18 protein-coding genes and 3 tRNA genes are annotated in these 24,102 nt (G+C 36.0%); 10 read left to right on the plus strand and 11 right to left on the minus strand.

Annotation, left to right across the window (positions count from 1 at the left end; genetic code table 11):
- Positions 1-6 precede the first annotated feature (6 nt).
- Both EQG63_RS04085 and trxA read left to right on the plus strand, forming a co-directional pair.
- Complete coding sequence (locus EQG63_RS04085; RefSeq protein ID WP_129434699.1) at positions 7-1,932, plus strand: fibronectin type III domain-containing protein; 1,926 nt, start codon at positions 7-9, stop codon at positions 1,930-1,932.
- Positions 1,933-2,036: 104 nt separating this feature from the next.
- The gene (gene trxA, locus EQG63_RS04090; RefSeq protein ID WP_129434701.1) at positions 2,037-2,354 is read left to right on the plus strand and encodes a thioredoxin; all 318 of its coding nucleotides are present in this window, start codon (positions 2,037-2,039) and stop codon (positions 2,352-2,354) included.
- Positions 2,355-2,398: 44 nt separating this feature from the next.
- Here the strand turns inward: trxA and EQG63_RS04095 are convergent, their stop codons facing one another.
- Together EQG63_RS04095 and EQG63_RS04100 are read right to left on the minus strand one after the other, a co-directional pair.
- Positions 2,399-4,471 (minus strand): tetratricopeptide repeat-containing sensor histidine kinase, encoded by a 2,073-nt coding sequence (locus EQG63_RS04095; RefSeq protein WP_129434703.1) that lies wholly within the window; start codon positions 4,469-4,471, stop codon positions 2,399-2,401.
- On the minus strand, positions 4,468-5,172 hold the full coding sequence (locus tag EQG63_RS04100; RefSeq protein WP_129434705.1) for a LytR/AlgR family response regulator transcription factor: 705 nt from the start codon (positions 5,170-5,172) through the stop codon (positions 4,468-4,470). The genes EQG63_RS04095 and EQG63_RS04100 overlap by 4 nt, the downstream gene beginning before the upstream one ends.
- A 155-nt stretch (positions 5,173-5,327) precedes the next feature.
- On the opposite strand from EQG63_RS04100, the gene EQG63_RS04105 reads away from it, so the two are divergent.
- The 3 genes from EQG63_RS04105 (at position 5,328) to EQG63_RS12330 (ending at position 10,308) form a co-directional block, all read left to right on the plus strand.
- The gene (locus EQG63_RS04105) at positions 5,328-8,549 is read left to right on the plus strand and encodes a hypothetical protein (RefSeq protein ID WP_129434707.1); all 3,222 of its coding nucleotides are present in this window, start codon (positions 5,328-5,330) and stop codon (positions 8,547-8,549) included.
- A 192-nt stretch (positions 8,550-8,741) separates the two neighbouring features.
- Positions 8,742-9,212 carry a T9SS type A sorting domain-containing protein gene (locus EQG63_RS04110; protein ID WP_129434709.1) on the plus strand — a complete coding sequence of 157 codons (471 nt, stop codon included), beginning with the start codon at positions 8,742-8,744 and terminating at the stop codon, positions 9,210-9,212.
- 4 nt (positions 9,213-9,216) lie between these two features.
- The gene (locus EQG63_RS12330) at positions 9,217-10,308 is read left to right on the plus strand and encodes a hypothetical protein (protein ID WP_206733254.1); all 1,092 of its coding nucleotides are present in this window, start codon (positions 9,217-9,219) and stop codon (positions 10,306-10,308) included.
- 52 nt (positions 10,309-10,360) lie between these two features.
- Here EQG63_RS12330 and EQG63_RS04120 read toward each other — a convergent pair whose 3' ends face one another.
- A complete protein-coding gene (locus tag EQG63_RS04120) occupies positions 10,361-10,723 on the minus strand; it encodes a nuclear transport factor 2 family protein (RefSeq protein ID WP_129434711.1) in 363 nt (120 codons plus the stop codon).
- Between the two features lie 145 nt (positions 10,724-10,868).
- Between EQG63_RS04120 and EQG63_RS04125 the strand changes: the two genes are divergently transcribed.
- The 3 genes from EQG63_RS04125 (at position 10,869) to EQG63_RS12415 (ending at position 12,378) form a co-directional block, all read left to right on the plus strand.
- Positions 10,869-11,795 (plus strand): DUF58 domain-containing protein, encoded by a 927-nt coding sequence (locus EQG63_RS04125; RefSeq protein ID WP_129434713.1) that lies wholly within the window; start codon positions 10,869-10,871, stop codon positions 11,793-11,795.
- Between the two features lie 86 nt (positions 11,796-11,881).
- A tRNA-Asp gene (locus tag EQG63_RS04130) sits at positions 11,882-11,958 on the plus strand.
- Positions 11,959-12,126: 168 nt separating this feature from the next.
- Positions 12,127-12,378, plus strand: coding sequence for a GIY-YIG nuclease family protein (locus tag EQG63_RS12415; RefSeq protein ID WP_129434715.1), 252 nt, complete (start codon positions 12,127-12,129; stop codon positions 12,376-12,378).
- A 218-nt stretch (positions 12,379-12,596) separates the two neighbouring features.
- Here the strand turns inward: EQG63_RS12415 and gpmI are convergent, their stop codons facing one another.
- Positions 12,597-14,114, minus strand: a complete 1,518-nt coding sequence (gene gpmI, locus EQG63_RS04140) for a 2,3-bisphosphoglycerate-independent phosphoglycerate mutase (RefSeq protein ID WP_129434717.1) — start codon at positions 14,112-14,114, stop codon at positions 12,597-12,599.
- Positions 14,115-14,228: 114 nt separating this feature from the next.
- Positions 14,229-16,682, minus strand: a complete 2,454-nt coding sequence (locus tag EQG63_RS04145; RefSeq protein ID WP_129434719.1) for a DUF5916 domain-containing protein — start codon at positions 16,680-16,682, stop codon at positions 14,229-14,231.
- 203 nt (positions 16,683-16,885) lie between these two features.
- On the opposite strand from EQG63_RS04145, the gene EQG63_RS04150 reads away from it, so the two are divergent.
- The gene (locus tag EQG63_RS04150) at positions 16,886-17,608 is read left to right on the plus strand and encodes a murein L,D-transpeptidase catalytic domain family protein (protein WP_129434721.1); all 723 of its coding nucleotides are present in this window, start codon (positions 16,886-16,888) and stop codon (positions 17,606-17,608) included.
- Here the strand turns inward: EQG63_RS04150 and EQG63_RS04155 are convergent.
- Both EQG63_RS04155 and EQG63_RS04160 read right to left on the minus strand, forming a co-directional pair.
- On the minus strand, positions 17,552-19,192 hold the full coding sequence (locus EQG63_RS04155; protein WP_129434723.1) for a L,D-transpeptidase family protein: 1,641 nt from the start codon (positions 19,190-19,192) through the stop codon (positions 17,552-17,554). The two genes, EQG63_RS04150 and EQG63_RS04155, sit on opposite strands and share 57 nt — an antisense overlap.
- A 4-nt stretch (positions 19,193-19,196) precedes the next feature.
- Positions 19,197-19,640 (minus strand): GNAT family N-acetyltransferase, encoded by a 444-nt coding sequence (locus EQG63_RS04160; RefSeq protein WP_129434725.1) that lies wholly within the window; start codon positions 19,638-19,640, stop codon positions 19,197-19,199.
- A 144-nt stretch (positions 19,641-19,784) separates the two neighbouring features.
- On the opposite strand from EQG63_RS04160, the gene EQG63_RS04165 reads away from it, so the two are divergent.
- Positions 19,785-19,857, plus strand: a tRNA-Gly gene (locus tag EQG63_RS04165).
- A gap of 231 nt (positions 19,858-20,088) precedes the next feature.
- On the opposite strand, the gene EQG63_RS04170 is transcribed toward EQG63_RS04165, so the two are convergent.
- The 4 genes from EQG63_RS04170 to EQG63_RS04185 all read right to left on the minus strand — a co-directional run bounded on the left by EQG63_RS04170 (position 20,089) and on the right by EQG63_RS04185 (position 24,029).
- Positions 20,089-20,162: transfer RNA gene (locus EQG63_RS04170), tRNA-Asn, on the minus strand.
- Between the two features lie 71 nt (positions 20,163-20,233).
- Complete coding sequence (gene rseP / locus EQG63_RS04175; RefSeq protein ID WP_129434727.1) at positions 20,234-21,568, minus strand: RIP metalloprotease RseP; 1,335 nt, start codon at positions 21,566-21,568, stop codon at positions 20,234-20,236.
- Between the two features lie 77 nt (positions 21,569-21,645).
- Positions 21,646-23,592 carry a M1 family aminopeptidase gene (locus EQG63_RS04180; protein ID WP_129434729.1) on the minus strand — a complete coding sequence of 649 codons (1,947 nt, stop codon included), beginning with the start codon at positions 23,590-23,592 and terminating at the stop codon, positions 21,646-21,648.
- A 104-nt stretch (positions 23,593-23,696) separates the two neighbouring features.
- Positions 23,697-24,029: a single-stranded DNA-binding protein gene (locus EQG63_RS04185; RefSeq protein ID WP_129434731.1), complete on the minus strand. Its 333-nt coding sequence runs from the start codon at positions 24,027-24,029 to the stop codon at positions 23,697-23,699.
- Positions 24,030-24,102: the final 73 nt, after the last annotated feature.

Here is a 24,102-nt window from a genome sequence, read left to right on the forward strand (position 1 = left end):
TAAGAAATGAAAAAGATATATCTATACAGTGTTTTGTTCTTGATTTCAGGAATTATGAATGCTCAGGAATACAAATTGTTTGGTGCTTCGGCAGGAAATAAAGTACAGTTAAAATGGATGTCAAAAAGCATCAAAGGAAATACTTCTTTTGATGTTTTCAGAAGTGAATCCAACGGTTCGTGGCAAAAATTAAACACAACTTCAGTGGTGCCTTCTCCTGTAATTACGGAAGCAGAATTGAATTCGCCTAAAAATCAATTTCCAAAGGATAAATCGTATGAGTTTTATATCAAAAACAAAAACTCGAAAGAAACAGTTGCGAATAAAAAAGCGTATGAAGCCTACCAATTGTCTTTAGCCGCAATTTTTGACAGCCAAGTGGCAAAGCATTTAGGGATTTATTTTGAGGATAATTCGGTTGTAAATGGAAAGAAATACAATTATAAAGTGGTCGATGCACAAACGGGGAAAGAACTTTCCGTTTTAAATGGATTGGTAGCCGGTGAATTGCCTGCAGCGCCTGAAAATTTTAAAGGAATTCAAGAAAAGCAAAACGTAAAATTATCTTGGAAGAACAACGAAGATTTTATGGGTTGCAATATTTACCGTAACGGAGCAAAAATCAATGCAGAACCGATCATGGCGAATCTTGAAAAAGCAGGCTATCAAATTGGTTATGTCGATTCAAATCTAGCGGAAGGAAGTTATACCTACGTTTTAAAAGGGATTACGTTTATAAATACCGAAAGTCAAGCTTCTGCAGAAATTAAAATGGAAATTAAAGACGCCACACCACCATCAGTAGTAAAAGGCGTTAAAGCAGAATGTAAAAATGATGAGGTAGTGTTGGCTTGGCAAGCGTCGAAAGACAAGGATCTTTCGGGTTATAATGTTTTGAAGAGTACTGATAAAGGAAAAACGTTTGCAAAAGTAAATGCGCAATTACTTTCGGAAGTGAAATACGTTGAGAAATTAGAAGCTGCTGCTTCGGGAACGTTTCAATATAAAATCGAAGCATTGGATAAATCCAACAATTCAAGTAAATCAAATCCTGTAAGTGTATTTGCGCCAGATCATCATGCGCCTGCGATACCTAGAGAAGTGGCTTCAAAAGTAGAAAAAGGAAAAATCACGTTATCTTGGAATTCTAACAATGAAAAAGATTTATCCGGTTACCGAATTTACCGTGGTTTAAAAGACGATGACGAAAATGAAATGCTTCTTTTAAACGTTACACCACAAGCGCAAACGACCTTTGTGGATACTTTCAACGAAAAAGCAGGAACTAAATTTATTTACAAAGTAACGGCAGTCGATAAAGCCTTCAATGAAAGTCCTCAAGCTGCGGTTTGGGTACAATTGCCAGACGTGGTTCCGCCATCAGCGCCTTTTTTAAACGATGCCACTTACGAAAGAGAGCAAGTAAATTTAAAATGGGATGCGATTACCAACGATGCCATTCTGGGATATGATGTGTACCGCGTTTTTGAAGACAAAGAAGAAAAAATAAACAGAACACCTGTGACTACTACTACTTTTAGCGATACTGAAAATACCAAAAGAGGGGTTCTTCAATACTATATTAAAGCGATTGATTCGGCTAAATTAGAGTCGAAACCTTCCAATAAAATCACGGTTGCTACTGCAGATTTTAGTAACAAAAAACTGAAAATTACGGTTTTTCAAGAGGTAAGCGCCAAAAAAGTAATGATCAGTTATGAAGGTTTGAAATCGGATGAAATTCAAACGATGAAGCTTTTTAGAAAAAGTAATGGTACTGGCTTTGTTCGAATTCCATTTGCTGTAAATCCAAGCGGAATTTTAGACGAAACTTCCGAGGAAAATAAAATTTACGACTATTATCTCGAAGTATTAACTACAGATGATGTCAAACTAAAATCGGAAATCGGCTCTATAAACAATACGTTTTAAACTATTTTTTTCAGCTATATAGCTATTGATAAAACTGATTTGTTAGGTAGTGGTCTTTTAAAATATTATGCTACTTTTGTGGAACAAATTTTAAAGAAATAAAAATGGCACAAGCAATAACTGATGCTACTTTTGAAGAAGTAGTATTAAAATCAGACAAACCAGTAGTAGTAGATTTTTGGGCAGCTTGGTGTGGTCCTTGCCGTATGGTAGGTCCAGTAATCGACGAAGTAGCTGTAGAATATGAAGGAAAAGCAATCGTAGGAAAAGTAGATGTTGATGCAAATCAAGAGTTTGCTGCTAAATATGGCGTGCGTAACATTCCAACTGTTTTGGTTTTTCAAAACGGAGAAGTAGTAGGTCGTCAAGTAGGTGTAGCGCCTAAAAAAACCTATACTGATGCAATTGATGCATTGTTATAGTCAATAATAAAAAACAAAAAAGCCTAACGTGAGTTAGGCTTTTTTTATAACTTTAAGGTAACTGTTGTGCCTTGATTACTGTTGGAATTGACTTCAATTTTGCAATTAATGGCTTTGGCTAAATCCCGAATTAAATGCAGTCCTAATCCAGTTTTAATGCCAACCACTTCTTTTTCGTCATATAAGGCTTTAAACTGTTCGTCGGAAGCCCCTTTTCCGTTATCGGTAATTGATAAATATGAAATGTTATTTTCTTGCCAAGTTTTCCAAACAATGCTTGGGTTTTCAATCCCGTCTAAGGCTTTGATGGCATTTCCCGTTAAATTTCTGATGATGGTTTTTAAGTAATTTTCGTCGGTATTGATTTGAATATTTTGTTTGTTTTCAAAAGTAATTTGAACGGTTTCTTCACTTGAAAAATGTATTTTGGTGTCTTCAAATAATGAGTTTACACTAATGTTTTTAGGCTGAGGTTTGAAATTTTCCATCTGACTCTTGCTCCATTGCAAAATATCTTCCATCGAATGGAGCAGGTTTTCGGCTCCTGCTATGGTTTTGTCTTGCATGCGTTTGGTGCTTTCTTCGTCTAACATTTCCGGACTTTCCTTTTGCAATTGTAAAAAGAATACCAAGTTAGCAACAGGGCCTCGTAAATCGTGATTTAAAATACTAAAAAATCGGGTTTTAGCCTTGTTGGCTTGGTCTAATTCGGTATTTAACAGTTGTAATTTTTCGTTGTTTCTTTTGCGATTTCTACTTTGATAGAAAAATAAACTTCCAATTATGGCTAATAGTAGAATGCCACCTATGAAATAGTATTTTTGTTTTTTTGCGACTTCAATTTGAAGGTTTTTATTCTGTATTTCTTGCTTTTTTACATTGTTTTGGTATTTGGCTTCCATTTCAGCAATATTCTTTTCGGAGGCTTCATTTTGTAGTGCACTTTTTATTTCAGAATACTCACTCATATTTTTGTATGCTAATTCCCATAAACCTTTTGCTGCATAGGTTTTAGAAAGTGCATTTTTTAACCAACCATAGGCATCTGGATCATCTTCTTTAACAATAGGTTCGGCTTTTTTTAAATAAAACAAAGCTTTGTCATATTGTTTTAAGGCAAGATAGGCTTCGCCACTCATGTAATCGATACTGCCTAACATATATGTACTGGCATATTTTGGAGCCAAGCTTCGGGCATGGTTAATATACTTTAAGGCGGAGTGAAATTGTTTTTTCTTGGTAATTAAATAATCGGCTATAGTTAAATCACTAGCTAAATAGGCATCCCAAGCTTTGTTGTCGGCGCCAGAGTTTACCAATTTAGATAATTTATTATAGTACTTTTCAATCTCCCCTATGTTATCTTTGTTTACATAAATTGCAATAAAGTATTTGTACACAAAGGCCATACCTGTTTTGTAATCTTTTATATAGAGTTCAGATTCTTTAATGCTTTCTAATCCTTGATCGGTCTTTTCTAAATTCAAAAAGATGTCCGTTATATTTACTAGTTTTACACCAATTCCAATAGAGTCTTTTTTTAAACTTTTACTATTTAATGCCTTTTTTCGAGTTTGAATACCATTGAGATAATATTTTAAACTTGTTTCATATTGGCCTATTGAGATATAATAATCGGCTAGATTTTCTTGTAAAAGATACTTTTGATTTACTTGTTTTGTGGTGTCAACAATTTTTTTATACTCTAAAATTAAGCGTTCTCTTTTGTTTATCAATCCAACATTTTTATAAACGAAAAGAAGTTCTTTATATAGTCGTGGAGTGTTTTTTTTGTTACTCGATTTGTTCAAGTATTTTTCAGATTTTTCTAAATAATAGACAGCACTATCTACTTCTGTTAAATAATCAAAAGCACTTCCTAGGTAGAAATTAAAAAGGGAAAGGTGTTCAAAATCATCTTTTTTAAGTAAAGTGAATCCTTTTCTGGCCCTTTTTTTTAATAATTCTGTATTTCCATTTTCAAATAGTTCATCACAATGGGTTACCCAAACTTGTAGTTTTTCTTTAGAAGTTTTATATTTTGTTAGATTGGGTTCTTTTTGTCCGTAGGTAAAACAAGTTATAAATGTAAGTAGTAAAATAATTTGTTTTCTCATATCACAAAATTCAAGTTCCCTTTAAAACTTCTTCCAATGGGAATGGTAATGTTATTTCTCAGTTCAATTTCTTGACTTCCAATTTTTTGGATAAACTGCTTTTGTACGGCAAAACTTCTATGAATTCTTAAAAAAGAATTGAATTTGTCTTCTTGTAAGATTTCTCCAAGATTAGATAACACACAGTGTCTTTGAGTTTCGGTTACTAAAATGGTATAATTTTTTAGCGCTTCCAGATACAGGATTTCATGTAATTTAACCTTGATTTGATTGTGTCCAGTTTTTACATATACGGTATCGCCTCCCAAACTTGATTCAAACAAATCGACCTTTGTTCGGATTTCCATAAATTCCTCGAGGCGATTTATCATTTGTTCAAAACGCGGAAATTTGAATGGTTTTACAATAAAATCTAAGGTTTGCAATTCGAAAGTTTCAGCAGCACTTTCGGAATGTGAAGAGATAAAAACACAAACAGGAACTTCCAACGCTTTTCGTCGCAATTCTAACCCAGAAGCACCTGGCATTTCAATGTCTAAAAAAATGACTTCTATTTTATTCTTTTCTAAAAAGGAAAGAGCCTTTTCTGCAGAGTCAAATACGCCCACTATATTTAAGCTGGAAAATCGTTTCGCATAAGAGAGCACAACAAGACGATCCATTTCATCGTCATCAACAATTATACAGTCAAATGGCTTCATTTAGTAGTATTTTCTTCAAATATAGCAATTTTTTACACGAAAAGAAACGTTCGTGTATTTAAAACGTCGTTCGTCCTTTTGCTGTTTTTTCCTACTTACTAATGGTTCAAATTTGTGATGCTTAAAAGGATTACAACTACTTAATATTTATCAAAATGAAAAAATTAGTACTCACATTGCTATTCTTGTTGGTGACTCAATTTGCATTTTCACAAGTGGGAATTAACACAACCGACCCAAAGGCACAATTGGAAATCAAATCTACGAATCAAGCCACACCATCCAATACCGATGGTATTCTGATTCCGAAAATTGATGCCTTTCCAGTAACGAATCCAACTGCGGCGCAGCAAGGAATGATGGTGTATTTAACTACAGTAGCTGCAGGTAAACAACCCGGTTTTTATTATTGGGATGATAGTACGCTGACTTGGAAAAGTGTTGGAGGTACCGGAACATCCGATCACGATTTTTACGAAGTAGGGACGACTACTCCGCCCGATGCTATAACCGATAGTATGTTTCACACCGGAAATGTAGGTATTGGAAATAACAACCCAGCCTACAAACTGGATGTAGACGAAACTGCTTCCGGAAAAATTTACGCGATGCGTGTGAGACATTCCAATCCAGTTGATGGGAGTATTTCCAGTGGTGTCCAATCAAGTATTTCGGGTAGTTTTGCTACGGGAGTTATTCAAGGAGTTTCCACATCAATTACGCCAGGATCAGGTACTGCCGCCACTGGCTTGCGAAATCTCGTAGGTGGTACTTCGACAGCTGATGCTTATGGGGTGAATAACTCTATCTCAACAAGTGGATCAGGTTCAAGGACTGGAATAAATAATAGCTTTCCGGGAACGGGAACAGGCATTACTTACGGAATGTACAATTCTTTCTCCAATCCGAATGCGATATCTTTGGGCGTAAAATCGACTTTCACAACATCCGGAATTAGAGATAAAATAGGAGTGGATAATGTGATTTCCAATTCGACTGGGGGTTTTCATACGGGAATCAGTAATACGTTTACTAATAATAACGGTGCAATGGAAGAAACAGGTGTTTTTTCCGAATTTACTGGTTCCTCAGAAGGAAATATTCGCGGTATTTATAACAAGATTACCAATTCTGGTAATGCTAATATACATTACGGAGTTTATAATAACATCGACGGTAGTGGTGGACTTAGGAGATATGGAGTTGAAAGCATATTGAGCGGAACATCTACAGGTGAACAATTTGGTGTAGAAAACGACATTAGCGTATCGGGAGGAAATAGCGCACACTACGGGGTTCGAAATTACCTTTCAGGCACTGGGACTGGTGACCGTTTGGGAACGAATAACTGGATTGCAGGTTCAGGAAGTGGTGCTCAGTATGGGGTGAAAAACTATATTAATAACTCTGGAAGTGGAGTTCAGTATGGTGTGCTTAACAATATTACAAGCACAGGAACAGGAGACAAATACGGAATTTACAATTACATCGCCGAAACAGCGACAAATGGGTTGCATTATGGGGTGTACTCTGATGTACCCAAAGCCACTGGTTATGCTGGTTATTTTTTAGGCCGATTTTCTATAGGAACAACGACTGCTAATAATTACATTTTACCATTTTCTCGTGGAACTGTAAATCAAATTATGCAAACGGATGGAGTAGGGAATGTGGCGTGGGTTGCGCCTTCAGCCATTGCAAGTGGTACGTTAGATCAAGCCTATGATTTTGGTGGTGCAGGTTTGGGAAAAACAATTACAGCAGATGCCGGTGCTGTTACAATTAACGGTACAGACGGTTTGGTTGTTACTGGAACGGTTTTTTCAGGCGCAATGATGCCTTCAGTTGTAGGCGCTCGAATGGTTTGGAATCCCAGAAAATCAGCTTTTAGAGTTGGTTACACCGGTGGAACAGAATGGGATGATAGTAATGTTGGGAGTTATTCGACAGCTTTCGGTTTAAATTCAATAGCGAATGGTTCTAATTCAACAGCTTTCGGTATAACTACAAGAGCAGCAGGTGCATATTCAACAGCTTTTGGAGGTGGTTCAATAGCAAATGGTCAGTATTCAACAGCTTTTAGTACCAATTCAATAGCAAATGGTTTTGCTTCAACAGCTTTTGGAAGTGGTTCAATAGCGGATGGTATGTATTCGACAGCGTTTGGAGCGCTAAATACCGCTTCAAGTTTCGCAGAGACGGTTTTGGGTATTGGTGCTACAAGCTATACGCCTTCTGCTAATGGAACATTAGCGTTTACCGCAGCTAATGCCACCGATAGATTATTGGTAGTAGGAAATGCGATTGATACTAATGCTAACCAAACTGTTGATCCAGGCGAAAGGAGCAACGCTATGGTTATTCTTAAAAATGGGAATACAGGTGTCGGCGCTGATCCTTTGGCAAGTCATAAGTTTTATACATATAGTCAGCAACTTACAGCTACTGGCGACGGTCAAAGTGCTATTTATGGGTACAGAACCCGAGATTCTCAAAACGACGGAATAAATTATTCTAGAACAGGAACAAATACAGCTGTGAGTGGTCACAATTATTGGGGCGATGTCTATTCATTTGGAGTAACAGGTCATTCAGATAATGATTTTACCAGAACAGGAGGGGTTTTAGGAGCAATTACTGGCGGAGCTTATTGGTCAAGTTTGGGATATAAAAATAGTGCCAGTACTGGTTATGGAGTATATGCTACTGCGGCTTTGACAACTGGAACGGGTAGAATGTCACAATCATCATCTCAATCTTCAATTGGAGGTGGTTTTTATGGAGGTTTAATAGGGTCATGGAGTAAAGGGGAAATTGGAAATATGAATTCTGGAACTCTTTTCGCATCGTATAACAGTGGTGATGAATATACTTCAGGGAAACAAATCGAAATTGTGGAAACGAATACTGGCAAAAAAGCAGCCTACACGGTAACTTCTACAGAAGCCATCATCTACAAAAAAGGAAAAATTATACTTACAAACGGTATGGCAAGAGTTTTATTTGATATCGATTACGCAGCATTATTAGGAGATACTCCAATAGTAACTACAACACCAATGGGACAATGCAACGGTATTTATATCGAATCAATAGATAAAAGTGGTTTTACTATCAAAGAACTTAATAATGGAACAAGTAACGTTGCTGTTTCTTGGATTGCTGTAGGCGATCGTATTGATGCAAACAAAAAAATCCAAAGTGATGTATTAGCTATTGATTTTGATAGTAATATCAATGAAGTGATGTTCAATGAAAATAATAAAGATGACAATGCAAAAGCGGTTTGGTCTGATGGAAGCAAAATTAATTTCGGAAAATTACCAGAAAATTTAATGGTAAAACCTGTTAAAAAAGAGGCAATAATTAGAAACTAAAAATAAGTTAAGTAGGTTTTTTAAGCAGAAAGAGGTTCATCTCATTTAAAAACGAGATAGGGCCTTTTTTATTTTAAAATGATCGTTCGTGTATTTAAAATGTCGTTCGTCCTTTTGTGGTTTTTTCCTATTTACTAATGGTTCAAATTTGTACTGCTTAATAAGGATTTTAACTACTTAAATTTATAAAAAATGAAAAAAACAATTTTACTATTCCTATTGTTTTGTTTGCCCAAACTCATGGCGCAGCAAACGGTTAATGCATCAGGCGGAAATGCGACAGGTGCCGGTGGTTCGTCCAGTTATTCTATTGGTCAAATTACTTATAACGAACAAACAGGGTCAGGAGGAAGTATCAATCAAGGGGTCCAACAATCGGTTGAAATTTTCACCTTGAGCGGTACAGCATTTGAAAACATTAAACTCGAAGCGCTTGTTTACCCCAATCCAACTATTTCCAGTGTGATCTTGAAAATTTCCAACTTCAATTTGGATGAAGTGACGTATCAGTGGTTTGACATTCAAGGGAAGCCGATAAAAAGTGGAAAAATATCCAATGAAGAAACGGTTTTCAATATGGAAAGTTATCCCTCAGCAATTTATATTTTAAAAATCAATTCAAATAATAAGGAACTAAAAACATTCAAAATCATTAAAAACTAATATTATGAAAACAACAATAAATAAAATAGTGAAGACTGTTTGTCTTTTATCTTTCTTCTTATCGCTTTCTTCCGCTTTTGCGCAAGCACCACAAAAAATGAGTTATCAAGCGGTTGTTAGAAATGCCGGCAATGTCTTAGTAACGAATGCCACTGTTGGAATGCGAATCAGTGTGTTGCAAGGAACAGCAAATGGAACGGCAGTATATGTAGAAACGCAAACACCAACAACCAATACCAATGGATTAGCAGCTTTAGAAATAGGAGCTGGAACAGTCGTTTCGGGAACGTTCGCTTCTATAAGTTGGGGAACTAATAATTATTACGTAAAAACAGAAACCGATCCTACTGGTGGTACCAACTACACAATTTCAGGAACGAGTCAATTATTAAGTGTGCCGTATGCTTTGTATGCAGGAAATGCTGGAACCTCTTCTCAATGGGGGGCAAATGGAACGGATATATACAATAATAATGCTGGAAATGTTGGTATTGGTCTTTCTATTCCAACGGCAAAGTTAGACGTGGTTGGCAAAACAAAAACAATAAATTTACAAGTAACTTCAGGAGCGGGAACGGGTAAAGTATTAACTTCTGATGCTTCGGGTAATGCCTCTTGGGCCACTCCAGTTGTGCCGGCAACGAATTCCTACACTAAAGCTTCTTTTGGAATTTCAACGCCCTCACAAGGGTCCATTATTGATATTGCTACTTCCAATGTAACGGTACCTGCAGCGGGTTATTATCTTGTAACGTATTTTGTAAATGCAAACAATAATTGGTTTTTATCCTGTTCAAGTCCCTGCAATGAAGCAAAAGTTTTAGGTACAAGGGCCTATTTGTACAATAAAACTAGCGGAGCTATACTTCAAAATCAGAAAACGGACTTTTTAGAAAGAGATAATACACATGGCCCCCAAGCATTAATTGCTACTTTTTTGTACCAACTTCCTTATCATGAAATTTCGGGTTCATTCGTTAGCTATTTTAATTTAAATGATATCGTAGGGATAAGGGTTGGGAGTGATGTAACTGGGCCAATTGCTTCAGGTTCAATTACTGGTAACGGAGAGGTAACCCTAGTCCGATTGTATTAAAAACAATTGTATTTCTTGTTAGTAAGAGGTTCGGCAAAAGTCGAACCTCTTGTTATCCATGGTACACGCGTGAAGCAATGATTTTACCATCTCTGACTTCTAAAACTTCGGCAACCAACATGTCTTCTTCGTTGGTTACTTGTCGAACATATTCCATAAAAACACGATCGCTATTAGCAGTCAAGGAAGTTACTTTATAATGTAAACTCGGTAATCGATCAAAAGCCTCTTGCCACCAAACACGCATCGCTTCCTTGCCAATGATTAATCCGTTGGTTTCCGGTTGGCGAATTTTCAGCTTCGGACTAAAATGTTGCGCTTCATCATCGTAAAGCGATAATAATTTCTCTAATTGTTTGGTATTAAACGCTTCAAACCACTTGAAGGCTATTGATTGTAAAGTTTCGGGAGTCATAGTTCTGTTTTATAAATCAAATGTACATAAAGAAGCGACATTACAACAATAGTTGTGCCAAATGAGTAGCGGTTTTGTAATATTATTTTTAGGATTGTATTGATGAATGATAATTTGATAAAAAATCATTTCCTATATTTGAAGTATGAAGATTGATGCGCAATTACCTAAGATTTCCAGTTTCCAACATTTAGAATTGTTGGCCAATCAAATTGTGGAAGGTTTTATCTCTGGAATGCACAAAAGTCCTTTTCATGGGTTTTCGGCCGAGTTTGCCGAGCATAAAATTTATAATGCGGGTGAAAGCACCAAACATATCGATTGGAAGTTGTATGCCAAGACCGATCGTTTGTATACCAAGCGATTTGAAGAAGAAACGAATTTACGCTGTCATTTAATTATCGATAACTCTTCATCTATGCATTATCCCAAACTGAACGATAATCAGTTTTTTTACGAGAATAAAATTGGTTTTTCGGTACTGGCTTCCGCAGTTTTGATGAATTTGCTCAAGAAACAAAGGGATGCCGTGGGTTTGAGCATTTATTCCGATTCGTATGAATATCATGCTCCCGAAAAAGGAAGTGACCGCCATCATCGCATGCTGTTGAATAAATTGGAAGGCTTGTTGCAATCTCCCAAAGAAGCCAAACAAACCGACACGATTACCTATTTGCATCAAATTGCCGAAAAAATGCACCGTCGTTCGATGATTATTTTGTTTACGGACATGTTTCAAGGGGAAGATGACGAAAGATTATTCAAAGCTTTACAGCATTTGAAACATAATAAACATAAAGTAGTATTGTTTCATGTGACCGATAAAAAAACGGAGTTTCAATTTGATTTTGACAATACGCCACGAAAGTTTATCGATGTGGAAACGGGAGAGCAGGTCAATTTGTTTGCCGAAAATATCAAAACGGAATACGAAAAATTAGTACAAACGTATTTTGATAAGGTAGCCAGTACCTGTGCCATGTATAAAATCAAGTACGTTCCGGTTTCGGTGGATGAAAAATTTGAAAAAATTATGACCACTTATTTGGTTGAAAAACAAAAGTTTGGCTAAAAGGCGAAAAATTTTTTTCAAAAAAAATTAAAAAATACTTGCAGAAGTAAAAAAGCGTTGTATATTTGCACTCGCAATTACGCACTGGTTTGGTAGTTCAGTTGGTTAGAATACATGCCTGTCACGCATGGGGTCGCGGGTTCGAGTCCCGTCCAGACCGCCAGAAAAGAGGAAGCTCCGTATAAAAACGGAGCTTTTTTGCCCTCTTACAATATTTAAGAGTAGTTGTGTTGTTTAGGCTATGGCTTTGTAACCCATAGCAGGTTTAGTAGTTAGACCAATGAAAAGCTTTCCATTTGATTGGAGGGCTTTTTTATTTTATATTTGGTTTATGTTTTACACTTATATATTGTATTCGAAAATTAAAGATGTTTACTATAAAGGATTTACTTCAAACTTAGAGAGTAGATTGCAAAAACACAATTCAGGTGAAAGTAATTATACAGCATCAGTTAATGACTGGGAAATTGTATATTCTTGTACTTTTGATTCCAAAACAGAAGCTTTGAAAGAAGAAAAAAGGTTGAAAAAGCTGAATAGACTTTCTTTAGAAAAACTTATTTCTTCAAAAAATAACCCATAGCAGGTTTTGTAGTCTCGTTGTGCCAACGAGATGAAAAGCTTTCCATTTGATTGGAGGGCTTTTTTATTTTTAGGGCTATTTCTTCTTTAAAATCTCAGATTTCTTTTAATAAAAAACTACAACTTTTAGGGTTGTAGTTTGTATTGTTTGTGGGCAAGGATTGCAGACGAGCGTAGCTACTGCCGAAGGAAATCTGCGCTATCTGTATATAAATAGATTTACAACAACGATTTCCCCGTCATCACTTCCGGTTGGGCTATATTCATTAACTCCAGAATAGTAGGGGCAATGTCTCCTAAAACACCATTATTTATTGTCTTTAATTCTTTATCCACTAAAATAATCGGAACCGGATTGGTCGTGTGTGCCGTATTGGGGGAACCGTCAGGATTGATCATCGTTTCACAATTACCATGATCGGCAATGATAATAGTGGTGTAATTATGCTGTAAGGCAGTTTCTACCACTTCTTTGACACAAGCATCTACCGCTTCACAGGCTTTAATAGCGGCTGCCATATCACCCGTATGTCCTACCATGTCGCCGTTGGCAAAATTAAGGCATACAAAGTCTACCTCGCCTTTTTGTAATTCGGGAATTAAGGCGTCTTTCAATTCGTAGGCGCTCATTTCAGGTTGTAAATCATAAGTGGCTACTTTGGGCGAGTTTCTTAAGATTCTGGTTTCGCCTTCAAAAGGAATTTCTCTTCCACCCGAAAAAAAGAAAGTAACGTGCGGGTATTTTTCGGTTTCGGCAATGCGAATTTGTTTTTTATGGGCTTTTTCCAACACTTCTCCCAAAGTTTCGGTGATATTGTCTTTGTCGTATATCACATGAACATTTTGATACGTATCGTCATAATTGGTCATGGTCACATAATACAAGTCCAATTTATGCAGGTTGTGTTCGTGCAGGTCTACTTGCGATAAGACTTCGGTTAATTCACGTCCTCTATCGGTTCTGAAATTGAAAAACACCACAACATCCCCATTTTGAATGGTGGCGATTGGCATTTCGTTTTCATCCACCATCAGTATCGGTTCGATGAATTCATCAGTGATATTATTGTGATAACTTTCTACAATGCTTTGAGAAGCGTTTTTGGAAGGAGTTCCTTTTCCGTTGACCAACAAATCGTAGGCTTTTTTTACGCGGTCCCAACGTTTGTCCCGATCCATGGCATAATAACGCCCAATTACGGAGGCTAATTGTGCCGGTGTATTTTGAGAATAGTGGGTAAAATCATCAATATAATTGACGCCCGATTTCGGATCGACGTCGCGACCATCGGTAAATGCGTGTACAAAAAGTTTCGTCAAACCAAAAGTGGTAGCCGCATCTAATAATCCTTTTAAGTGTGATGTATGTGAATGCACGCCACCATCCGACAATAAGCCTAAAAAATGGATGGGTTTATTGTGGTCTTTGGCGTATTGAAACGCATCGTTTAAGACTTTTTCCTGATTTAAAGTTTTGTGTTGAACCGCTAAGTTAATTTTGGCTAAATCTTGATAAACAATTCGTCCCGCGCCAAGATTCATATGCCCCACTTCACTATTTCCCATTTGTCCTTCCGGCAAGCCTACGTTTAAACCGTCGGTGCGAAGTTGTGCATTTGGGTATTGGGTATATAGACTATTTATAAAGGGTGTGTTGGCGTTGTCTATGGCCGATACTTTTGGGTCGGGAGATTTCCCCCAACCGTCCAGAATCATTAAGATTACTTTTTTGTTCATTTTGAATCGATTTTTAGCCCTGATGGTAACGGCATCCTTTATTGTTGACTGAGGTTCTCGAAGTCAACAATAAAGATACAGTGGACAGCAGGAAATAGCTTCAAAAGTAAAAAATTAAATCCAGTTTTTAACGCGGTTGTAATCTAAAAAGTAACGCAAGCTGATCGAGAAGGTATGGTTTAATTTATCGCCAAACAAGTTGTTGAAATTACCTCTGAAATCACGATCCAAACGGGTTAATCCGTCACTAAAGTTCGATGAATTGTTACGATAAAGTACATTTAGTTGACTTCCAGGGGCTATCCACCACGAATACGAGCAATCGATATTCCAAGCACTAAAATCTTGACTGCCGTAGGCTAGAAAAGAAGTATCGCTTACCGTTCCGTCTTGTTGAAGTTCTCCAAATTCTTTGTGTTGTACATAACTCCAATAATATCTTGAATTCAAATTAATAGTCATTTTATTATTAATGGCGTATTTTAGTTTGGCATACAAAGTGGAAGTGTTGATGTCTCGGTTTTCGATTATAATCGCATCATCTACTTTGGTGAAAAAACCTCTCGAATTATTTTCCTTGAAATATTCATACCCAGTGGTTAATAATAGTTTATTGCTAAATCGGTAGCGTGGACTTAAATTAAATCCGAAGTTGTTCCATTTTTCAACCGATGTAGCACCAATGGCTGGGTTAAAATCGATGGCGAATTTTCGATTATAATTGGAGGAAATCCAAAACCAGGATTCAATATATTCTGGATTTAAAAAGTAGCGGTCAGCAGTTCTTGGCATATAGAAATCGTGGACTTTAAAAGGTCTGATAAAAAGACCTCCCCCAAAACTATCATTCTTTTTCGTCGTGGCATTAAAGTTGGCGTTAATATTTCCGGCTTGCAGTCTTCCTGAAGTATTTTGAAATTGTGAATTGGCATTTACATTTACATTAAAACTGTTTAAAACATCGTTGGGCTTTAATAATCGATAATTTAAGTTAGAATATATTCCGTGATAATTGGTTTGAAATGTAATACCTAAATCATTATTGTCAAATTTTTTAGAAATGTATTCTCCTCTCACACTAAAACGAATTTTACCTGCTGTTTCTCCAATATATAAAGAAGTATTGACGCCGTTTTTGTTGTCGCTGTTTAGTCGATTGACGTGACTGTATTTAAAATCACCTCCTAAATTCCAAGTGTTTTTTGAAGTATTTAAATCCCAGACTACCGCAGAAACATTCGCGTCTCTGAAACTTCCGTTTCTCGTCACGTTTGTGTTGACAAATGAAACCGATGAGTTTTTATTGAATCGTTGGTCTAAAGTTAGAATGTTATAGTTGGAAAGCGGCTCTACTACTTCTTTTCTGTCTTCAAATCGGATAGTATTGTCGTCATTAAGAATCGTTTTACGAATCGTTACGTCTGTTTTTTCAGTTACGGCATTTAATACCCCAACGCCTAATCCGTTTTTAGTTCTACCTGAAACTTTTAAGGCATTTAATAGGTTTACGGTTGAAGGGTAATTCAATATCTCTTCATTGTCTTCTGTTTCTGGATAATAAGAAGGTCTTCCGCCAATTCGTCGTGAGTAAAAAAGATTTCCTTTGTTGAATAAATCGGTTCCTTCCGTAAAAAAAGGACGGTTTTCGTTAAACTGTTGTTCAAACGGACCAAGGTTTAAGATTTGATTGTCGAAAGCGGTCTGACCAAAATCAGGAACAAGAATCGCATCCAAGGTAAAGGCATCGTTAATACCATATTTAATATCCAAACCTCCTTTTACATCTATTTTAGTGCCTAATTCTTTGTTGTTATTAATATATGTTGAAGCATATGGGAAAAAGAATAGACGGGTAGGGGTTTTGATATTTTCGATCCCTGTTAATTCGCCCGATTGTTGTTCTAAGCTTCCTTTGGTATTATCAAATCGATTCCAAGAATACAATTGACGATCGCGACGTATTTGTCTGAAAAACTGAATTCCCCAAGTTTGTTGTGTTTGTTCCGAGAAGCGTAACGCCGAATAGGGTAGTTTGATTTCTACATACCAACCGTCGTTTGTAATTTCTACTTCACTACTCCAAATGGCATCCCAAGAAAAGTCTTCACCGGTTTGGGAGTTGGCATTAGCGTCCAATTGTACTCCAGCGGCCGTTACAAAAAATCGAAATTCTTGTTGTCCGTCATTATAACCATTCACACTCAATCCAAAAAAATCAGCAGAACCATCATCATCTCGTTGTGTGATTTCCTTCATGATGAGTGAAGGGTCGTCTTTTAAAAAGGCACCGATGTAAATGGCTTCGTTGTCATACAATACTTTTACTTCCGCTTTCTTTGATTCGTCTAGAGGGACGCCATTATCAGGTTGTAACATGACAAAGTCTTTTGCGATTTCGGCATTTTGCCATTCCGCTTCGTCCAGCTTTCCGTCTATTGTGATGGAGTGCTCAATTTTTTTTGCAGCCAAATTCTTTTTAAGATAAGGCTCTGATTTTGAGCTTGATGTCTGTGAAAATGTATTGATAGTAAGAAAACTCACCATTAATACCAATAAACATTTGTACATAATTTTTTTGATTGAGATGATGTCAAAAATACTGAAAGTCCCTGTGTTTTAAAGTATTTTATGAATTGTTTAACTATTTAAAAAAATGCATTTCATCGATGAAATGCAAAAAAAACCGATAAAATGCAAAAAAAATTTGGTGGGTATTATTTTTTTATTAATATTTGCTAAACACAAACAACAACACAAATAAAAGATTATCAATGATTTACAGAATTTTACCTTTAGTATTGTTATTTTTAATGTCTTTTGCCCCAAAAGCTACTAATAACGTAAAAAACATCGAAACTGATCCGAAAATGGTTGCTTCCAATGTGACTATGAGTATGGCTGCAAAAATTGAAATGGTTTACAATTCATTGAATGCAAACAATTTTGCTATACCTCAAATGGATTGTTTTAAAAGAGCAATGGAAGGGTTTTATGCTTTAAAACAAAGCGGGGCTATAGAAAAAGATATCATCACAATCATTGATTTCAGTATGTCTTCGACAAAAAAGAGATTGTGGGTTATTGATTTGACTTCCAATACTATATTATTCAATTCAGTGGTGTCACACGGAATGAAATCTGGCGGTGAATATGCGACAAGTTTTTCTAATTCTCAAAATTCGAACAAAAGCAGTTTGGGATTTTATGTAACGGGTGAAACCTATATTGGGAAACACGGATTATCTTTAAAATTAGACGGACAAGAAAGAGGAATTAATCATAATGCAAGAGCAAGAGCGGTAGTTATGCACGGAGCGAATTATGCAAATCCATCAATTTTGAGAAGTCAAGGCTATTTAGGAAGAAGCCAAGGTTGTCCAGCAATTCCTGAATCCTTAAAAAATCAAATCATCAACACGGTAAAAGGAAAATCTTGTTTATTTATCTTCCACCCGAGTAGAAGTTATGAGATTGCTAGTAAATTGGTTTCTTAATCGTAAATACAATTCATTGTCATAGACATAGACGTCATTACGAAAATTTAAAATACCTTTATCATACCAAGCTGTAAAGTATAAGAAATGAATCCCAAAATTCTGACTTACTTTTACAGCTTTTGTTTTTTTGGTCTGCACAATCGTGTCGATTTCGGCTAAAGTATAAACAGGCATCGTAACCAGTTTAGATTTATAAATTGGTGTAATTGGTTTCTTCTTTCCTTTTTGAACGATTTCTTCTTTCACTCTAAATTTTTTCAATTTGTCTTTTAGTAAATATTCGGCCAAGGGAAGTGGTTTTTCAATACGAACACAACCCGAACTTAGCGCTCGGTAATTATTGACAAACAATTCACGGTGATTGGTGTCGTGCATGTACACCAAATGATCGTTGTTAAAGTTAATTTTAACTACCCCTAAGGAATTGTTATATCCTGGATCTTGAACGTATTTATAGTTTAAGGCATCCTCTGGTTTCCATTGACTCACTGGAATTTGAACGTTTTTATAGTTAAAAATCTTAACCCTTGTTTTTTGAAAATAACTTCTGTTTTTGGTGGCGTCGGGTATTAAATCTTCTTTGATAATCGTTGGCGGAACTGTCCAAGTTGGATTAAAGACAATATTGTCTACTTTTGAAGACAGTATTGGGGTTTTTCTTTTTACTTTTCCAACGACCACTCTGTAAGTAGCAACCGTGTCCTTGTTTTCTACAACTTGAAGTTGATAATCGGGTAAGTTGACACTCAAAAAATTATCCCCTAAGTCTTCTGGAAACCATCTCCAGCGCTCTAAATTGGCAATAATTTGTTGTTTCCTAGTTTCTTTACTGATGTTGATGATGCGAAGTGTTCCTGGGCCAATTTTGCCATCAGCGACTAATCCGTGACGCGATTGAAATCGCATAATCCCTTTTTTAAATTCTTCGTTATAAAGATTGTTAGCGCTGGTATCGGAAGGTTTTAAATCTCCCCAGAAACGAAGGCGTTTTTTGATTTTTTCAATAGCATTACTTTTGACGCCAAAATAAATTTTCTCTTTGTATTTTATGGTGTCAAATTGTTCTTCTGGCATCGTGTTAATTAAAAATAATGCCTTTTTCAGTTTTTTGTAGATAATGTGTTTAGGTCTGCTTGCTTCTACCAAACTGTCAATTTTCTTTCGATTGAGCACAATGGTGAGTAAAGAATCATTAATGATAGGTTTTGGAGTAATTTCCCAATCATCATAAATTTCTAGTGGATTGATTTTTCCGTTGCGAAGATGAGACGTATATTTTATAATGGATTCCGTCAGTAATTTGTGGTATTCTTCAATTTGAGTAGTGTTCAAGAAAATGGCATCTTCATATTTTACCAAATCAGAATAATGATAATCTTCTGGGTCTAATCCTTCTGCTCCTGCCGTTCGAATGACTTCTAAGAGTGCAACGCGATTTTCTTTAATGTTCCAGTTTTCTAATAAAGACTCGTTTTCTAATGCGATTTGAATCGATTCTTCGGTGGTAATCACATTAGAAGCTTTATTTGCGCAACCAACGTAGACAAATATTCCGATAAGAATGGTTATAAAATAGCGCATGGGTCTAAATTTGTTTTTTGTACATAATATAATGAGTGCCGATTCCTTCTATCACAAAAGGTTTGTCAATCAATTGATACTTTGATTTTTTGTAAAAAGCAACTGCCGATTCTCTGGCATTAAACCAAATGATAACGTTTCCTTTTTTTTGAAAAATACAATTTTCAACTTCCTCTAAAAGTAATTTTCCCAATCCTTTTTTTTGAACGGAATCGCTAATCGCCATCCCTCGAAGCTGAAATTGTGTTGTTTCAGTAAAATTTATGTTACTGTTTAAAAAGACAGAAACAACTCCTACAACTTCTTTATCAATAAGTATACCATAATGTGTAGTGGTGTCTAGTTTGTCTCCCTCAAAAAAACAACTTTCAATAGGTTTTCCTGGCCTTAAAATGGCTTGGCGTACACTATAGGTTAGTTCTGTAGGAATTTCTTTAATTTCAATCATCAAATACAAATTTAAAACTTAATCTAAATTATTAAGTATAAATGATTTACAAAAGGTCGGCTTTTTATGTGTTTTTATCGGAAATATTTTTTTTAAAAAGTTTGCATTAAAGGAAAGTTATTCTTTATATTTGCACTCGCTAATGCGGAAGTAGCTCAGTTGGTAGAGCTCCAGCCTTCCAAGCTGGTTGTCGCGAGTTCGAGCCTCGTCTTCCGCTCAAAAAAAAGCCCTAAACATTGTTTAGGGCTTTTTTGTTTTCTGCTGGTTGTGCTGCCAGTAATTCTTTTGGATTTAATGAATATGATATAAAATAAAAAAGTCTAACTACAATGTTAGACTTTTATTTTGCTCCCCCTCTTGGGCTTCCTTCGACAAGCTCAGGATAAACTTCTCACCCAAAATATATAAAATAAAAAAAGTCTAACATTGTAGTTAGACTTTTATTTTGCTCCCCCTCTTGGGCTCGAACCAAGGACCCTCTGATTAACAGTCAGATGCTCTAACCAACTGAGCTAAGGAGGAAGATTAATATCTTTTTAGCGAGTGCAAATATAATCCAATTTTTATATTCGCAAACAAAAAATCATTAATTTTTAGAAAAATTTAGTAGCAATTATTTCATAAATGTCTTTACCAAAGGTTAAAGCCATTAAACTCAATAAAATAACCATTCCAATGGTTTGTACAATTTCGGCCGCTTTGTCATTTAAAGTCTTCCCAGTAATCATTTCAGCAATAGTAAAAATGGCATGTCCGCCATCAAGACCTGGGATTGGTAACAGGTTCATAAAGGCCAAACCAATCGAGAACATTGCAGTGAACCCCCAAATAAATTCCCAATTCCATTCGGTTGGAAGTCGCTGCGTAATGCCAATGGGACTTTTTACTTGTTTGTAGGCTTCTGTCTTTGGACGAAGGATTAATTTGAACTGTTTGATGTTATAAATAAATTGCGTGTACGATTCGTTTACGGCTGCAGGGATGGCATCAATCAAGCTTAATTTATTTACGATTTGAAATGCTGTTTTGTCTTTTGTATTGGGTGCAAATCCGAGTTTGCCTTCTTTTGAAACATTGCTTTTTATTACTATTTCTTTACCGTCTCTTAGAACAGTCAATTCCGTTGCTTTACCAGCGTTTGATTTTAAAGAACCCGTTAATTCATCGTAATATTTAATTTTGGCATCATTGATTTTTACAATTTGATCTCCTTTCAAAAGTCCTGCTTTTTTGGCTTCTCCTTCTGGTAAAATTGAATCGATAACGATATTTGCTATTCGAGGTTGGATGAATTCTCTACCTTCGGTAGCTAAAATTTTACTTTTTTGCTCATCTGTAATCAAAAGTGTTTGTTTCTGACCATTTCTTTCAATCTCAACTTTGTCTCCTAGCAATACATCAATCATTAAACGATTGAATTTTTCTTGTGTTTGACCATCAACGGATAGAATTTTATCTCCGTTTTTAAATCCAGCATTTAGTCCCGCTTCACCAAAGGCCAAACCATTGGTTTGTAATTTTTCTGTTGAAATGTATTTTTGACCTACAGTAGCATACATGGTGGTGTAGATAAACCAAGCCAAAATAATGTTTACAGTCACTCCACCTAACATAATGATTAAACGTTGCCAAGCCGGTTTCGCACGAAACTCCCATGATTGTGCAGGTTGCTTCATTTGTTCTTTGTCCATGCTCTCATCCATCATTCCAGCTAGTTTAACATAGCCGCCAATGGGTAACCATCCAATTCCCCATTCGGTTTCGCCTATTTTCTTTTTGACTAGCGAAAACCAAGGATCCATAAAAAGGTAGAATTTTTCAACTCTTACTTTAAATAATTTGGCAGGTATATAATGTCCGAACTCGTGTAAAATAACAAGTACTGAAAGTATAAAGATGATTTGTGCAATCTGTATAAATGTATCCATTTTTTTATTTTAGTATTTTCTATAAAAAGCAAAAGTAAGACTTTCGCCTTACTTTTCTAACAATATATGTGCCGAGCTTATTTTTTTATGAATTTTTTATGAGCCAAGCCTTCATTTGTTTCAATCACCACCTGATAAATGCCAGATGATAGAGAAGAAACATTAATTTGATTTGTATTGGCTATCATTACTTTTTGACCCAATGTATTAATGAAACTTACTTTTTCTACAGAAATTGAATTAGGGATTTCAATTGTGATGTTGTCTTTACTTGGGTTTGGAAATAAATTCACTTGACTGGACAACTCAAATTCCGAAATTCCCATAACAGCAGTACTGTTTCTTGAAATAATATCTTTATTAGGGTCAAAAGTAATTCCGGTAACGGTCGTTCCAACAGGTAAGGCCACATTAAAACTCTGTCCACCAAAAGTATTGTTTAGTCTGACATCTAATGTAGTACTGTTACTCAATGTTAAACGTACAGGAACTGGCATTTCAAAGTAGGATACATAACCCGTTTGTGCTGAGTTGGTTATTGATTGGGTTTGATTGATAACAACCGTCGCTTGGTTTGCTCCCGAATTGAAAGCATTGATGGCATACGTTGGGTAACCTTCTTTATATACCCAGTCATCAAAAAATTCTTGTAAACTAGCGCCGTAAACAGCTTCCATATGTGTTTGAAATTGTGGGGTAACAGCGTAACTGTAGGCTAACAAGGGATCGTTTAAATAATTACGCAATCCTTGGAAAAAATTAGTATCTCCAATCATATAACGTAACATATTGGTCACCATTGAGCCTTTGTCATAGCTTAATCGGCTACTAAAAATTCTGTTTACATCGTTTAGTTGCGAATCGTATAAATACAAATTACCGGTGGTTTGTGAAGTAATACTGTTGATTTTACCCGTTTTCCAAGAAACAAAAGAACTTGCGCCATCAAGATGTTCTACAACACAACCCGACATGTATTCGGTAATTCCTTCGTTTAGCCAAATGTCTTTCCAAGAACCACAAGTGATCTTATCGCCAAACCATTGGTGTGCCATTTCGTGCGCAATTAGTCCACGACTCCAACCACCCATGAAGGATACCGTTGTGTGTTCCATTCCGCCACCCCAGCCAAATTGGGCATGTCCATATTTTTCGCTTCTGAAAGGATAATTTCCAATTTTCGTCTCATAGAAGTTGATAATTGTAGGAGTAACATTCAAACTTGACATTGTTGGTAATGCTGTTTCGGGATAGATATAATTGACAATTGGAAAAAACGGACTACCTGTAGTACCCAAACCACCTTGCTGGTTGTGAATTTGATAATTTGTTACGGCTATAGCTACTAGATAAGCTGGAATAGGATAACTGTGGTGGTAATGAGTAGTAGCATTTGCGCCGTTTATTACTCTTGACTGTTGTAAACCATTTGACACACTTATGTTAGCCGATGGTGCTGTAATATAAATATCGATACTGTCAATTTTGTCATTCAAATCTTGTTTGCATGGCCACCAATCGCGTGCGCCATAAGGTTCTGATAAGGTCCATAAAACAGGCACATTACTCCCGTGTGTGGAAGTTTCAAAAGCACTTTGGCCCGAAGAGGGAGCGCCATTATAGGTTATTTCTACCGTTTCAGAATTTCCAGTAGTAACCGTAGCTGGTAAAGTGATTACTAATTCTTCCGAAGCGTTTTGTACAAAACTTAGATTGGTTAGCCCTTTTTTTACAGAAGTTACGGTTAGCTCATTCGTCAAATCGAAAGTCACCGTTGTCATGTCTGAAAGTGCTTTGAAAGTTGTAGTTACTACTCCAGAAATGTTATAAACTGCTGGATTTACTGTAAATTCAAGTTTCGAGTAGGTAACGTCGTAATTTTGAGTATTCGGATTGACTCTTAAGTCTATTTTTTTGAAAGCCGATTTCATTTCAGCGTTCACCATTTTTTCAAAATCATGGTCGTGATCTTGAGCAAATACAATAGACGTGAATAAACAAAAAATGTAGGTAATTTTTTTCATTGGGTTTTAATTTTCAAGCCAAAGTTATTAAAATTACTTTTATAAATGAAAAAATCCGAAAAACTTAATATTTTTCGGATTTCCTTCCATTATTCACAATAAAATTACTTTCCTAAAAGCAATAATTCATTGGCTACTATTTCGGTATAAAAGCGTTTTATACCGTCTTTATCATCATAACTGCGATGCGTTAGCTTTCCTTCAATAGCAATTTCTTTTCCTTTGCTGACAAAGTTTTCGATAATATCTGCTGTTTTTCCCCAAGCTGTTACGTTGTGCCATTGGGTGTCGGTCACTTTTTCTTTATTCTCATTATAATACACTTCATTAGTAGCGATAGTGATTTTTGCTACTTTTTTTCCTCCGTCCAGAACTTTGATTTCTGGTTCTTGTCCTACATGTCCAATTAATTGTACTTTGTTTCTTAATGCATTCATGGCGTTTAAAATTTAAATGTTATTGTTCTAATTATTCGTCGTTTCATTTCGACAGGGCAAAGATGCGATGGCT

This window comes from Flavobacterium amnicola (assembly GCF_004122165.1).
GTDB lineage: Bacteria > Bacteroidota > Bacteroidia > Flavobacteriales > Flavobacteriaceae > Flavobacterium > Flavobacterium amnicola.